The 15919-nt window shown below is 69.1% G+C and carries 13 protein-coding genes; 6 read left to right on the top strand and 7 right to left on the bottom strand.

The window, feature by feature from the left end; all coding sequences use genetic code 11:
• Positions 1-143: 143 nt before the first annotated feature.
• From ACFE7U_RS09720 to ACFE7U_RS09710, 3 genes are all read right to left on the bottom strand, one after another.
• On the bottom strand, positions 144-1997 hold the full coding sequence (locus ACFE7U_RS09720) for a glycosyltransferase (RefSeq protein WP_375409516.1): 1854 nt from the start codon (positions 1995-1997) through the stop codon (positions 144-146).
• A gap of 241 nt (positions 1998-2238) precedes the next feature.
• On the bottom strand, positions 2239-2877 hold the full coding sequence (locus ACFE7U_RS09715) for a hypothetical protein (RefSeq protein WP_375409515.1): 639 nt from the start codon (positions 2875-2877) through the stop codon (positions 2239-2241).
• A 26-nt stretch (positions 2878-2903) separates the two neighbouring features.
• The gene (locus ACFE7U_RS09710; RefSeq protein ID WP_375409514.1) at positions 2904-3359 is read right to left on the bottom strand and encodes an invasion associated locus B family protein; all 456 of its coding nucleotides are present in this window, start codon (positions 3357-3359) and stop codon (positions 2904-2906) included.
• 304 nt (positions 3360-3663) lie between these two features.
• Here ACFE7U_RS09710 and ACFE7U_RS09705 point away from each other — a divergent pair, with 304 nt between their 5' ends.
• Positions 3664-4041 (top strand): hypothetical protein, encoded by a 378-nt coding sequence (locus tag ACFE7U_RS09705; protein WP_375409513.1) that lies wholly within the window; start codon positions 3664-3666, stop codon positions 4039-4041.
• A gap of 6 nt (positions 4042-4047) precedes the next feature.
• Here the strand turns inward: ACFE7U_RS09705 and ACFE7U_RS09700 are convergent, their stop codons facing one another.
• Positions 4048-4884, bottom strand: coding sequence for a 3'-5' exonuclease (locus ACFE7U_RS09700; RefSeq protein WP_375409512.1), 837 nt, complete (start codon positions 4882-4884; stop codon positions 4048-4050).
• Complete coding sequence (gene ligA / locus ACFE7U_RS09695; protein WP_375409511.1) at positions 4881-7334, bottom strand: NAD-dependent DNA ligase LigA; 2454 nt, start codon at positions 7332-7334, stop codon at positions 4881-4883. Before ligA ends, ACFE7U_RS09700 begins: the two co-directional genes overlap by 4 nt.
• A 219-nt stretch (positions 7335-7553) precedes the next feature.
• Here ligA and ACFE7U_RS09690 point away from each other — a divergent pair, with 219 nt between their 5' ends.
• The 3 genes from ACFE7U_RS09690 to ACFE7U_RS09680 all read left to right on the top strand — a co-directional run bounded on the left by ACFE7U_RS09690 (position 7554) and on the right by ACFE7U_RS09680 (position 10175).
• On the top strand, positions 7554-8438 hold the full coding sequence (locus ACFE7U_RS09690; RefSeq protein WP_375409510.1) for a sulfite oxidase heme-binding subunit YedZ: 885 nt from the start codon (positions 7554-7556) through the stop codon (positions 8436-8438).
• Between the two features lie 74 nt (positions 8439-8512).
• A complete protein-coding gene (locus ACFE7U_RS09685; RefSeq protein ID WP_375409509.1) occupies positions 8513-8830 on the top strand; it encodes a hypothetical protein in 318 nt (105 codons plus the stop codon).
• A 331-nt stretch (positions 8831-9161) separates the two neighbouring features.
• Positions 9162-10175, top strand: coding sequence for an adenosine kinase (locus tag ACFE7U_RS09680; RefSeq protein WP_375409508.1), 1014 nt, complete (start codon positions 9162-9164; stop codon positions 10173-10175).
• 4 nt (positions 10176-10179) lie between these two features.
• Here the strand turns inward: ACFE7U_RS09680 and ACFE7U_RS09675 are convergent, their stop codons facing one another.
• Both ACFE7U_RS09675 and ubiG read right to left on the bottom strand, forming a co-directional pair.
• Positions 10180-11154 (bottom strand): NADPH:quinone oxidoreductase family protein, encoded by a 975-nt coding sequence (locus tag ACFE7U_RS09675; protein WP_375409507.1) that lies wholly within the window; start codon positions 11152-11154, stop codon positions 10180-10182.
• A gap of 28 nt (positions 11155-11182) precedes the next feature.
• Complete coding sequence (ubiG, locus tag ACFE7U_RS09670; protein WP_375409506.1) at positions 11183-11929, bottom strand: bifunctional 2-polyprenyl-6-hydroxyphenol methylase/3-demethylubiquinol 3-O-methyltransferase UbiG; 747 nt, start codon at positions 11927-11929, stop codon at positions 11183-11185.
• Between the two features lie 233 nt (positions 11930-12162).
• Between ubiG and ACFE7U_RS09665 the strand changes: the two genes are divergently transcribed.
• Both ACFE7U_RS09665 and ptsP read left to right on the top strand, forming a co-directional pair.
• Positions 12163-13398, top strand: coding sequence for an aspartate kinase (locus ACFE7U_RS09665; protein WP_375409505.1), 1236 nt, complete (start codon positions 12163-12165; stop codon positions 13396-13398).
• A gap of 101 nt (positions 13399-13499) precedes the next feature.
• Positions 13500-15764: a phosphoenolpyruvate--protein phosphotransferase gene (gene ptsP / locus ACFE7U_RS09660; protein ID WP_375409504.1), complete on the top strand. Its 2265-nt coding sequence runs from the start codon at positions 13500-13502 to the stop codon at positions 15762-15764.
• Positions 15765-15919: the final 155 nt, after the last annotated feature.

Raw genomic sequence — 15919 nt, 5'->3', positions numbered from 1 at the left:
GACCCGGATGGAGGGAAAGGAGCCGGAGCGCCGCCATTCGGCGTCTCCAGACGCTCCGACCCGGCAGGAGCGCGAACCGCAACGGGTCGAGGCGCTCGTCCGAAAGGTCGAGTCTTGCCGGTGGCCGTATCCTCTGCACCACCCTATTCGAGCTCCTCGCCGAACGTCGTCAGCGTCAGGGCCGGATGGTAGAAAGGATCGTGCCGTACCGTGTCGCGCCAGCGCGCCGCGAAACGATCGCCCTCCGCCTCGAACCTGCGGCGTTCCTCGCCGACCGGCGGACCGCGGCTCACCGATTCAAGATGCGACAGGGTCGCGTGCGGGGTCCAGACGCATTTGAAGCCAGCCGCGGCGACCCGCAGGCAGAAGTCGACGTCGTTGAAATCGATCGGGAAGGCTTCGGCATCGAAGCCGCCTACCGCGTCGTAGGTTGACTTGCGGACGACGAGGCAGGCGGCAGTCACCGCCGAGACCTCGTGGGCGACCCGCAACTGGCCGAGATGGCCCGGCGCGTCGCCGGCCCTGCGACGCAGGAGATGTCCGGCCCGGCCGCCAAGGCCGACGACGACGCCGGCATGCTGCAGCCGGCCGGATCCGTAAAGGAGCTTTGCTCCCACCGCCCCCACGTCCGGCCGGCAGGCCTGGCGGACCATCGCATCGAGCCATCCGGGTTCGAGGACGGCCACGTCATTGTTGAACAACACCACGATACCGTCGCGGGCTTGCGCGACCCCGGCATTGACCATGGCGGAGAAGTTGAAGGCCGCCGGAAACGGCACGATCCGAACCCGCGGATCGCCGCAGAGAGCCTCATAGTGGGCGAGGACGCCCGGATCGGTGGAGCCGTTGTCGACGATGACGAGCTCGATCGCCGGATAGGCTGTCTCGTGGAGCACGCCGCGGGTCGCAGGAGCGATCAGGTCGAGCCGGTCGCGCGAGGGGATCACGATCGTCGCCAGAGGGAGCGGTTCCGGTAGTGGCCAGAGCAGATCCGCGACGCCGTCCCGTACCATCACGCCGGCCGGCGATCCGATCTCGTGGAGGTGGCGTTCGAGGGCGGCGCCCTGCCCTGCCGTGCCGCCGCCTTGGCTGCGGCAGAGCACCCGAGGAATGTGGACCACGGTCGTGGCGGCACTCGCCGCGGCCAGCGCCAGGTCGCGGGCCAGATCGGCCGCATCGGTCAGTCGACGATCCACCAGGCGCTTGAGCAATGCGCTCGCGTAGAGCGTCGGCGTTCCTGGGTAACCCGTGACGAGAGCGAGGTCAGGGCTCCAGTCCGGCTTGAGCCGGGGCCGGGCATCTCCGCCATCGCCCTGGATCTCGTCGGCATAGACCATGTCCGGCGCCTCAGGGCCGTCCAGCACGGTTGCGAGGATGGCGAGGGCATCGGGGTTGAGGCGGTCGCCGGCATTGAGGATGCCGGCTGCATCGCTGCCACCGACGAGGTCACCGACCGTCGAAGCCCGGGACCACTCCAACGCCGCGATGCGCGTATCGTTCGGAAGTGACGGCGCGGATTCCGTCCAGGCGATCGTCAGGTGCCAGCGGCGATGGCTTTGGGCAACGAGACTGGCGATCGTCTGGCAGACCTGGTCGGCTTGTTCAGGCGCCGCCAGCAGGACGAGGGCGATGATCGGGCCGCCGGACGGCGCCGGCTCGCGTGCGGTCCTAACCGCTTGCCAGCGCGCAAAGCCGGAGAGAGGCGTCACAGCGCAACTCCCGCGCAGGATGTCACGGAACCGGCGCTCGTCGCCGCGGGCGAAGTGATAGAGGGCCGGTCCGGCGCGCAGCGGTCGCTTGATCAGGCATTCGGCAAACAGGCTGACGTTCCGGCGCAGGCCGACGCGCTCCAGCACGAAGTCGCTGCGCGGCTCGGCGGAAATGCGGATCTCGCTGACGTCCGGCGCCACGTAGCCGAGCCATTCCCCCCTGCCCTCACTGGCACCAGGCAGGACGAAGTCCTGGGCGACGCCGCCGGAGCGGATCATCCTGACCATCGGACGGAGCGGCCGGGCACGCGGCCGGCAGCGGTAATGCAGCACGATCCACCCGCCGCCGGGCGAACGCTCCAGCCTGAGGCGCCGGTCGAACAGCGGATCGTCCACGGTTTCCAGGGAGACGGTCGCGGCGCGTCCGTCCCAGAGGCGGTGGGGGCGTAGCGCCGATCCGAGGATGGGCCTGGCGGTCAGGATGTCGGCCGTCCGCGCTCCGATGCGGAGGCGTGCCTCGTGCCTCGGATCACTGCGCGGCCCCGGCGGTCTCGGGGGCCGCCGCTGCCGCAGCGGGCTTGCGCTTACGCGGTGCGGGCCGAGCCTGCGCTCCACCGAGGGTGACCGTGATGTCGTACTCGCCGGTCATCGCAGGCGGCACGATCAGGCCGTCCTCCACGACGGTGAACAGGCCCTGGGCCTGGCCGGGCGCCACGGCGACCGCGATCCTCTTCGAGCGCGAGACCACGACCTTGTCGCCGTACTTGATCGCGATCTGCAGGGGCGCCTCGAAACGCCCCGGGGCCCCGGCCGGGCCGAGCAGGACCTGGCCGGCCACGCCGACCTTGACGGTGATGCTGCCGTCCTGCAGCCGATTGCATTCGCGGGCGATGCGACCGAGCGTGATCTGGTTGCGCAGCGAGGCGTTGTCGCCACCCTTGCCGCCGAAGCTCCGCAATGCCGCTCCGCCTTCGGGCACGTCGACCGGCGGGCAATAGACCTCGCCGAGATCCTGGGGCTGAGACGGCGGCACCGTGGTGCCGCCATACTTGAACATGTTGCTGAGGAAGTTGCCTTCCTCCGCCACGGCACCGCCCGTCGCCGCGCTCGCGAGCAGGAGCAGGGCGAACAAGCCGAAAAGTGGGCCACTACGTCTGCGTTCGTCCATCTCGGTCACGCCCCTGCCGGACCCTTTCATTTCAGGCTCTGGAAGCCCTGCCCGAACCCCTTCATGGAGAGCGGGATGCCGACCCCCTCCTCCGGAGTCTGGAAGACGATGAAGGTCGCCTGCGCGCCGTTGCTGAACTGCTTGACGAGGCCGTCGTCCATGACGACCTCGGCGACGCAGCCCGTGCTCAGGCAGCGCACGAAACCGGCGCGGCCGACATCGGTCTGATCGATCTTGAGGCCGAGGCCGGAGGGCAGCAGGATGCCGAGCGGAGCGACCACGCGCAGGAGGTAGCCGCGATTGTCGGCGGTCTTCAGCACGATGACCACGAGGGTGAGGTTCGGGCGATCCTCGGCTGCCAGATACTGCACCAGCGCGCATTGCTCCGCCTTCGCGCCGGCGGGCGTCTCGCAGCGCAGCTGCCAGTCGCCGAAGGTGTTGCGCACCAGCCCCTGCGCCCCGGCCGGAGTCGCGGCTGCCATGATGACGGTTGAGAGGAAAACCAGGGAGATGGCCCACCGGGCGATGGCGGACGATCGCTGCGCGCGTTCGAGGGCGCGCAAGGCGCGATGCCGCAATCTACGCAACTCCACGCGTCGTTCCTTATTCCACATCCCGCCGGCGGTGGGACGTCGTCGAGATCGAGGTGTTCCGACCATGCCGAAGCATCCCGTGTCAAGCGATGCCGAACCCGTTCACGCGGTGCAAAGATACCTTGGACTATCGCAGCCTGTCCGCACGTTCTACTCGTTGCGGGCGACGATTCCCTGACCCACGGACCCCTCCATGCGGCGACTCGCCCTCTCCCTCACGTTGATCCTCGCCGGGCTCGCGCCGGCTTTGGCCGATCCACTGCCTGTCGGCGAAACGACCTATGTAGAGCGTTCGCTCAACCGCGACGGTCCGCTCGTCATCGAGCACCGGCCGATCGCTCGCGCCCCCGGCGGGCGCCTGTCCGGCAATTCCGCCGAGGTCGCGGGATTCTGCCGTGACGGCGGCCATGTCCGGCGGCGCGACGAGGCCGGCCGCCTTGTCATCGTCCGTCAGCGTGAAGTCTGCGACAACGTCGCGCCGCGCACGCTCGCGCCGGGTTTCGTGGATCCGCGCCCGACATGGCCGGCGGAAGCGATCCGGCGTCAGCGCGTCCTGCGCTCGCGCGGCTGAGGCACGTCAACCGCCCTGCGCGAGCAGGCGGCTGAGGGCGACGACGTCGCCGTGGTTGCCGGTGAGCAGGTCGGTCACGTCGCCGTCGACGAGGGCGGTGACGTGGCGGCAACGCAGGGCGTAGCGTCCGGCCGTACAGGTACAACGCAGGCTGAGGCCCGCCGGCCTCGCCTCAAGTGTCACCTCGTAGCGGTTGCCGGTTCTGCCGCGCATGCCGAAGCGAAGCTGAGGCACGGTCCTGCTGCGCTCGCGGCCCGCGGGGCGCGGCGCCTCGTTCGGTTCGTCCGAGCGCGGCTCCGTCGCAAAGCCTAAGGATCGGGCCAGGTTCGGAATGTCGCCTGTGCCACGCTCACGGACGGCCGCCAGTGCGATCTCGGCGCAGGCATAGGCGTCCTCGCCGGCATCGTGGTGCTCGAAGCGGATGCCGAGGCGGGCCGCGACCTTCCCGAGGCCGCAGCCTGCGGGGTCCGGGAACACTTTTCTCGCCACTTGAAGGGTGCAGAGCGAGGCGAAGGGCGGCACCGCCAAGCCGTAGGCCGCCAGTGAGGATCGCAGGACACCGAGATCGAAGCCCGCATTGTGGGCGAGGATCAGCCCGCTCGACAGATCGGGCAGGAACTCCGCCATCGCGTCCGGGAATTCCGGCAGGTGACGGACATCAGCCGGCAGGATGCCATGGACCCGGATGTTGCCCGGCGAGAAGCGCAGCTCGCGCGGCCGGATCAGCCGCGATTGCCGCCGGACCACGACGCCACCCTCGATCCAGGCGAGGCCGACGGCGCAGGCGCTGTCGCGGCGCTCGTTGGCGGTCTCGAAGTCGAGGGCGACGATCGGCCGGCTCACGCGGCCTCCACCAGGGCGAGCCAGTCCTCCTCGCTGATCACTCTCACCCCGTGTTTCTCGGCATCCTTCAGCTTCGAGCCCGCCCCCGGGCCGGCCACCACGAGGTCGGTACGGGCGGAGACCGAACCCGAGACCTTGGCTCCCAGACGTTCGGCGGTGGCTTTCGCCTCGCTGCGGGTCATGCGTTCGAGCGAACCGGTGAAGACCACGGTCTTTCCGGAGAAGGCCGCCGACTGGGCCGGAGCGGCCGGTGCCTCGGTCGTAACCTCTGCGAGAAGCGCGCGCACCGCGGCGTCGTTATGCGGCTCGGCGAAGAACTGGATCAGCGTATCGGTGGCTACCGGCCCGACCTCGCCGTCGTCGGCGAGCATGCGATAGGCCTCCCCCGGCCGCTGGCACGCGGCTCGGGCGAGTGCCGCCCGGATCGCGTCGGAACTGCCGTAATGCGCCATCAGGTTCTCGCGCTGCGCGGAGGTCAGGCGACGCCCCGACGCCATCCCCTCGATCGCGGCGGTATCCCCGTCCTCGGCCGGCTGATCCTCGGCAAAGCCGCCTTCGACGAGCCGGTCGCGGGTGGTCGGCCCGATCCGGGGCACCGCGGCGAGTTCGATCCAATCCGGCCCCGCCTGCGCCTCGGCGGCGCGCGCGATGGCTTCCATCAAGGTCGCCATGTCGGGGAACCGTTTGGCCAGGGCCTTCGCGGTCGATTCGCCGATCTGTGGGATGCCCAGTGCGAAGACGAAGCGATTGACTGGGAGCCGTCGGCGCTCCTCGACCGCCGCGACGAGGTTCTTGATCGCCCGGTCCTCGTCCTCGCCCTTCTTCTTTGTGGGCTTCTTCGGCGCCGCCTCACCCTCGGCGCGGCGGGCCGCCGACAGCGCCTCGCGCCGGGCCACCACCGCGCGTTTCAGGTCGTCGAAGGCCAGCCGGAACAGGTCGGCCGGCTGCCTCACGACTCCGGCTTCGAACAGGACCTCGATATAGGTCTCGCCAAAACCCTCGATGTCGAAGGCGTTGCGCGAGACGAAGTGCTTGAGCCGCTCCACCCCCTGGGCCGGACAGATCAGCCCGCCCGTGCAGCGCCGTACCGCGTCGATCTGGCCGGTACGCGGGTTCAGAGCGCGGATCGCACGGCTGCCGCAGGCCGGGCATTCCGTCGGGAAAACGAAGGGCTGAGAGTCAGGCGGCCGCTTCTCGATGACGACGTCCATGACCTTCGGGATGACGTCGCCGGCCCGTTGGACCACTACGGTGTCACCGACGCGGATGTCGCGGCCATCGCGGATCGGCTCGCCGGCGCCGCCGACGCCTTGGACGTAGCCCTCGTTATGCAGGGTCGCGTTCGAGACGACGACGCCGCCGACGGTGACGGGCCGCAATTTCGCCAGCGGGTTGAGCGAACCGGTGCGCCCGACATTGATCACGATGTCCTCGACCACCGTGAACGCCTTCTGGGCCGCGAACTTGTGCGCCAGCGCCCAGCGCGGCGCCCGGCTGACGAAGCCGAGCCGGCGCTGCAAGTCGAGGTCGTCGACCTTGTAGACGACGCCGTCGATGTCGTAGCCGAGGTCGGCCCGCTGTGCCTCGATGCGGCGGTAGTGAGCAATCATCGCCTCTGCCGAGTCGCACAAAGCCGTCAGCGGATTCACCGGCAGGCCCCATCCCGCGAAGGCCGCGATCATGCCCGACTGGGTGCTTACGGGCAGGCTCGACATCTCGCCCCACGCATAGGCGAAGAACTTCAGCGGCCGCGAGGCGGTGATGGCGGAATCGAGCTGGCGCAGCGATCCGGCGGCCGCGTTGCGCGGGTTGGCGAAGGGCGGCTTTCCCAAGCTCTCCTGGCGCGCGTTGATGCCCGCGAAATCCTGGTGCGACAGGTAGACCTCGCCGCGGACCTCGCAGATCTCGGGGACGTCGCTGCCCGTCAGGCGCTCCGGGATGTCCTCGACCGTGCGGGCGTTGGCCGTGACGTCCTCGCCGACTTCGCCGTCGCCGCGGGTTGCAGCGGTAACGAGCCGCCCGCCCTCGTAGCGCAGGGACAGCGAGAGGCCATCGATCTTCGGTTCGGCGGTGAAGGAGAGCGGCGACGCCTCGGACCACGCCAGGAACCGACGCACGCGGCGGACGAACTCTTCGACTTCGGTATCGGCAAACGCGTTGCCGAGTGACAGCATCGGCACCGCGTGCCGGACCTTGGCGAACTTTTCCGAGGGCTTGGCTCCGACCGACGCGCTGGCCGCGCCGGTACCGGCGAGATCCGGAAACCGGTCCTCGAGCCGTTCGAGGCGTCGGCGCAGGGCATCGTACTCGGCATCCGTCAGGATCGGCGCATCCTCGCCGTGATAGAGCCGGTCGGCCTCCGCGATCTCGGCCGAAAGGACCGCGTGCTCCGACCGGGCATCCTCCGGCGTCAGGGTTTCGGACAGGTCGTCGGACGAAGCTGCGGACATCGGTACGGTTCGGAGAGGTCGACGGGGAGCGGCCTTATAGCATCCGCGAACTCGTGAAGGGGATGGGGCCTTGCCGCATCGGAAGCGAGGGACGACATCGGCCCTGTGCGCTGCCGCACACCCGGTCCGTAACCGGCATCCGGCATCACGCGAAGATCAGCGTCGGACCGCTCGTCGTTTCCACAGCGTCGGATCCCGCCTCAAGGAACCGGACACCGCATGCCCGTCACGCCCACCTTCGCCGCACCGTGGCGCGACCGCGCCGGCCGCCTCTCGGAACTGAAGCTCGCCACCTTGCTGTTCGCGCTTGCGCCGGGGCTCTGGCTCGCCGGGTCCTACGGCCTCGACACGCTCGGCCCGAAGCCGATCACCGCCCTCACCCACGCCACCGGCGACTGGGCCATCCGATTCCTCCTGCTCTCGCTGGCGGTCACCCCGCTGCGGCGCATCGCGAACTATCCCAAGCTCATCCTAGTGCGGCGCATGCTCGGCCTGACCGTGCTGGCCTATGCAGTGATCCACCTGTGCCTCTACGTGGTCGACCAGAACTTCCTCATCGGCAAGGTCGTGTCCGAGATCGCGCTGCGGTTCTACCTTACCATCGGCTTCGTCGCCCTGGTCGGGCTGGCGGTGCTCGGTGCCACCTCCACTGACGGCATGATCCGGCGCCTCGGCAAGGCCTGGCCGCGCCTCCACAAGGCCGTCTACGCGATCGCGGCTTTGGGCTTGTTCCACTACTTCCTGCAGACCAAGATCGACGTTTCTGCCCCGGTCTTCTGGACGGGCCTGTTCATCATCCTGATGGGCTGGCGCGGCATGCATCGGTTCCGGGTCCCGACGAACCCGCTGACGCTCACCGGCCTCGCGGTGGCTGCAGCGATCCTCACGGCCCTGGTCGAGGCCGCTTGGTACGGACTCAAGAGCGGCGTGCCCGCGAGCGCGGTGCTGGGCGCCAACCTCGATTTCTCCTACAGCATCAGGCCGATGTGGTGGGTGTTCGGCTACGGGATGGTGCTGCCGCTGCTCAACGTCGTGCGGACCCTGACCGAGAAACCGAAGGCGAATGTCCGCCCCTCCCCGCACCGGGCCGTCGCCGCCGAGTAGTGCGGCCACCTTGCCGTTCCGGCGATCGGCGCGCACAAGGCCGCCGATCGCGCGGTCGCGAGGGAGACATGTCCATGGCCCGTTGGCCGATCGCCGGATGCCTTGCCGGTCTCGTCTGTGCGACTGCAGCCTCCGCCGCCTGCCTCGCTCCGACGCCACCTGCCGTCGAGCAGAGGCCGACGAAACCCGCGGTGCCGGCAAAGCCCGCCTGCCTCGATGCCAAGGGCGGCTGCCCGGGTTGGGAAGCCTACAGCTTCAACGACGCGGTCAAGGCCTACAACCTCCAGCTCGAAGCCTATCGCCCCCTGGCCGAGGCCTACGTCAAGGCACTCAACGCCTATGTGAAGGCGAGTTCGGACTACGCGCAGTGCGAGGTGAAGGCGTTGCAGTAGCCGGAGGCCTGCGAACCATCGGGTGCCTTCGCCGAGCCCGGCACGGGCCATATCGAAACCGGCCATAAGCTGGCTGGCTCCTTTCGTCTGCCCCGCATCATCCACTACCTCGAGGTCGACCCGAAGAAGCGTCTCGTGATCCATCATCGTTGTGGCGATGGCGAGCTCATCGAAACACGCCTCGTTTCGGACGGCAGTCTCGATCTCACCCCACCAGATGTGGTGATCGGCGTCGCGGATGTCTTCGCTGAGCCTTGATACGCCACTGGCTTGACCCTCACCGGGCCTGGTGCGACAGCCCGGGCAGAGTTCAGCCCGTGAGGCCGCCCGCATGTCAGAATCCCTCGACCTCCTCGTCCTCGGCAACGCCATCGTCGATGTCATCGCGCGCACCGACGACGCCTTCCTCGGTGCGCAGGGCGTGACCAAGGGGGCGATGCAGCTCATCGACGAGGAACGGGCCGAGGCGCTCTTCTCGGTGATGGGACCGGCGACGATCGTGTCGGGCGGGTCGGGGGCCAACACCGCGGTGGGCGCAGCACTTCTCGGTGCCAGAACCGGCTTCGTCGGCAAGGTCCGCGACGACGAGCTCGGCGGCCTGTTCGCCCACGACCTCAAGGCGACGGGCGTCGCCTTCTCGGTGCCCGCCGCCACCGACGGGCCAGCCACGGCCCGCTGCTTCGTCCTCGTCACGCCGGACGGCGAGCGGACGATGAACACCTATCTGGGCGCCTGCCAGGGCCTGACGCCGGCGGACGTGGACGAGGCCCTCGTGGCGAAGTCCCGCGTCGTCTACCTCGAAGGCTACCTGTGGGATCCGCCCGCGGCCAAGGATGCCTTCCGCAAGGCGGTGCAGATCGCCCACACGGCCGGCAACGCAGTGGCGCTGACCCTGTCGGACGCCTTCTGCGTCGGCCGCTACCGCGAGGAGTTCCTGGGCCTGATCCGCGACGGCAGCATCGACATCCTGTTCGCCAATATCGGCGAGCTGCAGAGCCTTTACGAGACGGACGACCCAGACGCCGCGCTGAAGGCTCTGCGCGACGAGCGCAACGGACGCGGCATGCACCTGCTCGGCCTCGTCACCCGTTCGTCCGAGGGCGCCGTGGTGGTCAAGGGCGGCGAGATCCGTTCGGTCCCGGCCTCCCCGGTTCGCGACCTCGTCGACAGCACGGGCGCCGGGGACCTCTTCGCCGCGGGTTTCCTTGCCGGCCATGCCCGCGGTCTCGATCACATCGCTTGCGCCCGTCTCGGTGCCCTGGCGGCAGCCGAGGTCATCCAGCATATCGGCGCCCGGCCCCAGACCGACCTCGTGGCCCTGGCCAAGGCACAGGGGATCGTCTGAGCCCTCAGAGCCTCAGCAGCACCTTGCCCATCGCCTCGCGGCGCTGGAGAATACCGAGTGCCGCGACGTAATCGTCGAGCGGATGCACGCTGTCGACCTTCGCCGTCAGTCGGCTCTGCGCCACCCATTCCAGCAACTGCAGCTGGTTGGCGCGATGCGCCTCCGGTTCGCGCTCGACGAACACGCCCCAATGGACGCCCTGGATGTCGATGCCCTTCAGGAGGGCGAGGTTCAGGTGAATCCGCGGGACCTCTCCGGCCGCGAAACCGATCACGAGGTAGCGACCCTTCCACGCCAGCGACCTCAGTGCCGGCTCGGCATGATCCCCGCCGATCGGATCGTAGACGACGTCGACGCCCGTGCCTCCGGTCAGCGTCCGTAAAGCCTCACGCAGATTGTCCTTCGTGTAATCGACCAGATCATGGGCGCCATGCTCCTCGGCGACGGCGAGCTTGTCGGGCGAGGAGGCGCAGGCGATGACCCGCGCGCCCATCAGCGCCCCGAGTTCCACTGCCGCGAGGCCGACGCCGCCGGAGGCGCCGAGCACCGCCAGGGTCTCGCCGGGCTGGAGCCGGGCCCGATCCCGCAGGGCATGGAGCGTGGTTCCGTAGGTGATCGTGAGGCCAGCGGCCTGCTCGTCGGTGACAGCGTCGGGCACGCGCACGAGGGTGCCGGCCGGAACGGCGATGCGCTCGGCGCAGGTGCCGAACTTGGCATAGACGACGACACGGTCACCGATCGCCACGCCCGTCGTGCCCTCGCCCAGCGCCTCGACGATGCCGCAGGCCTCGCCGCCCGGCGAGAACGGCAGCTCCGGCTTCACCTGGTAGCGCCCGGCGATGATCAGCGTATCGAAGAAGTTGAGGGCGGCGAGCGTCACCCGGACCAGGGCCTCCCCCGGCGCCGGGACCGGATCGGGGAGGGTCTCGACGCCAAGGTCGTCCGGGCCGCCGAGGCGGGTGCAGAGCAGTGCCTTCATCGTGACGTCCTTCGAGGCGCCGTACCGGTCACGCCGAGCGAGCGGCGCTGAGCATATAGTTGACGGCGGTATCGCGTGCCTGGCTCCAGCGGTCGACGAGCGGATTGTAGACGACCCCGGCGACGTCCGTCACCGAGAGCCCTCCCTTCGCGATGTCCGCCGTCAGCTCGTCGGGCCGGACGAACTTGTCCCAGTCATGGGTGCCCTTGGGCAGCCATCCGAGCACGTATTCCGCGCCGACGATGGCGAGCGCGAAGGAGCGCATGGTCCGGTTGATGGTGGCGGCGAACAGGAGCCCTCCGGGCTTCACCGCCGCGCAGGCGGTAGCGAGAAACGCGCCGCGGTCGGCGACATGCTCCACCACCTCCATGGCGAGCACGATGTCGAAGCGGGCGCCCCCCGCGACCACGGCCTCGATCGTCTCCTCGCGATAATCGACGCGCAAGCCTTCCGCTTCGGCATGGGCGCGGGCCACGGCGATGTTGGTGGGGGCCGGGTCGAGCCCCGTCACCGTCGCACCCAACCGTGCCAAGGGTTCCGAAAGGACGCCGCCGCCGCAGCCGATATCGACCACCGTCAGGCCGTCGAGGGAGAAGGGCTTGCTCGGATCGCGGTCGAACCGACGGCAGGCGGCGTCGCGGATATAGGCGAGGCGCACCGGGTTGAAGCGGTGCAGGACGCGCATCGGACCGGCCTCGTCCCACCAGGTCGCTGCGATCGCCTCGAACCTGGCGACCTCGTCGCGGTCGATGGAGGAGGCTCTGCGTGCGCTCATGAAACCCGCCCGTGTTCTGCCGCGAGGCGGCACTCGTCCGGTCATGTCGGATTGTTGACAGGTCCGGGCCACCCTTGTACCCGCCGGACGCCCGCCGGGTGAAGCCCTGACGATCGAACGACCGGCCGATGAGGCCGCGGCAGCCTGGCGCGTCCGCGCCCGGCCGGGTCCCGATGCGTCGCTTGTTTCGGGCTTCGGGGCCGATTGCACGAGAAAGACGATACGGACGCGACATGCCCCGTTTGGTGATGAAATTCGGCGGCACGTCCGTCGCGAACCTCGACCGCATCCGCAACGTCGCCCGCCACGTCGCCCGCGAGGTCGCTGCCGGCTACGAGGTGGCGGTGGTGGTCTCGGCGATGTCGGGCAAGACCAACGAGCTCGTCGGCTGGGTCAAGGATGCGGACACGCTCTACGACGAGGCGGAATACGACGCCGTGGTCGCCTCCGGGGAGCAGGTCACCTCCGGGCTTCTCGCCATCGCGTTGCGCAAGGACGGCATCAAGGCGCGGTCCTGGCAGGGTTGGCAGATTCCGATCCTGACCTCCGATGCGCACGGATCGGCCCGGATCGCCGACATCGACGGGTCGCGCCTCGATGCCGGCTTCCGTCGCGGCGAAGTGGCGGTGATCGCCGGCTTCCAGGGCATGCATGCGGAGAGCGGCCGGCTCACGACGCTCGGCCGGGGCGGCTCCGACACCAGTGCGGTGGCGATCGCCGCCGCCATCGGTGCCGAGCGCTGCGACATCTACACCGACGTCGACGGGGTCTACACCACTGACCCCCGCATCGTGCCCAAGGCCAGGCGCATGGAGCACGTGACCTTCGAGGAGATGCTGGAGATGGCCTCGCTCGGGGCCAAGGTCCTGCAGGTCCGCTCCGTCGAGCTCGCCATGGTCCACCGGGTGCCGACCACCGTCCGCTCCAGCTTCGACCCGCCCGACAACGCCCGCCCGGGCACCCTCATCTGCGACGAGGATACAAGCGTGGAACAGCAGATCATCACGGGGATCGCCTTCTCCAAGGACGAGGCCCAGATCACCCTGCGCAACCTGAAGGACAGCCCCGGCATCGCCGCCGCGATCTTCGGACCGCTCGCCGACGCCAATATCAACGTCGACATGATCATCCAGACCGTGTCCGGAGACCAAGCGACCACGGACATGACCTTCACGGTGCCGGCCGCCGACTACGAGCGCGCTCGCACCATCCTCGACGGTCAGAGCGGCACCATCGCCTTCGGTCAGATCGAGGGCGCGACCGACGTGGTCAAGGTCTCGGCGATCGGGGTCGGCATGCGCAGCCATGCGGGCGTGGCCGCCAAGGCTTTCCGGGCGCTGGCCCAGAAGGGCATCAACATCCGCGCGATCACGACATCCGAGATCAAGTTCTCCGTCCTGATCGATGCGGCCTACACGGAGCTTGCCGTTCGCACGCTCCACTCGCTATACGGCCTCGATCAGGCCTGAACCACGCGTCGCGCGTAGCGCAGGACTTGCCTGTAACGCAGGACCCTGCCTGCTGCGTCTGCGGGAATGGCGTATGGCTCAGAAGCTGGATTGACGACACCATGCCCGCTGCGCCCGGAGGCCCGCGCCTGCTGCTGCGCCGCCTCCGCGAAGCGATGGCGGAGCCGGTCAGCCCACAGGCACGCCTGGACCGCATCGTCACCCTGATCGCCGCGAACGTTATCGCGGAGGTGTGCTCGGTCTACGTACTCAGCGACGACAGCACCCTCGAGCTGTTCGCAACCGAGGGCCTGAACCGCAGTGCCGTCCACCTGACCCGGATGCGGGCGGATGAAGGCCTCGTCGGCCTCATCGCAAAGACGGCCGAGCCTCTGTCGCTGTCGGACGCCCAGTCCCATCCCGCCTTCTCCTATCGGCCTGAGACGGGGGAAGAGGCCTATCACGCCTTCCTCGGCGTGCCGCTGCTGCGGGCCGGCAACACGCTCGGCGTCCTCGTCGTGCAGAACCGCACCTACAGGGTCTATTCGGAGGAGGAGATCGAGGCGCTCCAGACCACCGCGATGGTGCTCTCCGAGATGATCGCTTCGGGGGAGCTGCAGTCTCTCGCTCCAGGAGCCGGGAGTTCCGCGAGACGTCCTGTGAGCCAGCGCGGAGTCGCGCTCGCCGATGGGATCGGGCTCGGGCACGTCGTTCTCCACGAGCCGCGCATCGTCGTGAAGACGCTCATCGCCGAGAATGTCGAGCGCGAGGTCGAGCGGCTGGAGGAAGCGATCGGCGAGGTCCGCTCGGCCATCGACGACCTCGTCGAGCGTGGCGACGGCATCGGCACGGCCGAATCGCGCGAGGTCCTCGAGACCGTGCGCATGTTCGCGCATGACAAGGGCTGGCTGCGCCGGATGCGCGAGGCCGTGCATTCCGGCCTCACGGCGGAAGCCGCGGTGGAGCGCGTCCAGTCGGACAACCGCGCCCGGATGATGCGCCAGAGCGACCCCTATCTCCGGGACCGCCTGCACGACCTCGATGATCTCGCCAACCGCCTCCTGCGCACGCTGATCGGCGACGAGGCCTCGGGCGCCCTGCGGGTGCTGCCCGAGAACGCGATCCTGGTGGCGCGCTCCATGGGGCCGGCCGCCCTCCTCGAATACGACCGCACGGCCCTGCGCGGCGTCGTGTTGGAGGAAGGCGGGCCGACGAGCCACATCGCCATCGTGGCCCGTGCCCTCGGCATCCCGGCGGTGGGCGAGATCGCCAACGCCACGGCCCTCTGTGATTCGGGCGACGCCATCATCGTCGACGGCGTTACCGGCGAGATCCAGGTCCGGCCCGGCCCCGAGATCGAGGCGGCCTATGCCGAGATGGTGCGCCTGCGCGCCCGCCGGCAGGAACAGTACCGTGCCCTGCGCGACGTGCCGGCGGTCACCGCCGACGGCGTCGCGATCGGCCTTCAGCTCAATGCCGGGCTGCTCATCGACCTGTCGCACCTGCAGGAGACGGGCGCCGCCGGCATCGGCCTGTTCCGCACCGAATTGCAGTTCATGGTCGCGCAGCGCATGCCCTCGGCGGCCGAGCAGCAATCCTTGTACGAAGCCGTGTTCGCCGCCACCGGCGACCTGCCGGTGACCGTCCGAACCCTCGACATCGGGGGCGACAAGATCCTCCCCTACATGCCGGCCTTGGAGGAGGAGAACCCGGCGCTCGGGTGGCGTGCCATCCGCATCGGCCTCGACCGGCCGGCGCTGCTGCGGGTGCAGCTCCGTGCGCTCCTCAAGGCGGCAGGTGGGCGGCCCCTCAAGATCATGTTCCCGATGGTGGCGACGGTGGACGAGTTCGTCCGCGCCAAGGCCATCGTCGATCGGGAGAAGGCGCATCTGCGGCGCCATGGGCATGCCCTGCCGAGCGAGTGCCGCCTCGGCGTCATGGTCGAGGTGCCCTCGCTGCTGTTCCAGATCGACGAGATCGCCAAGGTTGCCGACTTCCTGTCGGTGGGCTCCAACGATCTCATGCAGTTCCTGTTCGCGGTGGACCGCGAGAACCGTCGGGTCGCCGGTCGCTTCGATACGTTGAGCGTACCGGCCCTGCGCGCGTTCAGGCTCATCGCCGAGCGGGCGAACGCCGCCGGTTGCCCCGCCACCGTCTGTGGCGAGATCGGAGGACGACCGCTGGAAGCCATGGCCCTCATCGGCCTCGGCTATCGGCATCTCTCGATGTCGCCGGCGGCGATCGGGCCCGTGAAGGCGATGGTGCTCGGACTCGATACGACCGCGATCACCGCCTTCATCGAAGGCGAGATGCTGCGCGCGCCGGTCGGCGCCACGCTGCGACCGGCGCTCGCCGCCTTCGCCAAGGCGCACGGCGTGCCTATCTAGATCAGCGAGCCCGTCATCGTGGGCGGCGATCCGGTGATGCGGCCGGCCGACGTTCCGTTTCCCCGGCACCTCCCTCACGCCGGGCACTTCCTCACACCCAGCACTTCCTCACACCCAGCACTTCCTCACACCCAGCACTTCCTCACACCCAGCAC

Source organism: uncultured Methylobacterium sp., assembly GCF_964251405.1.
Taxonomy (GTDB): domain Bacteria; phylum Pseudomonadota; class Alphaproteobacteria; order Rhizobiales; family Beijerinckiaceae; genus Methylobacterium.
Note: the sequence above shows the minus strand (reverse complement) of the source record. Positions and strands in the feature narration are given on the sequence as shown.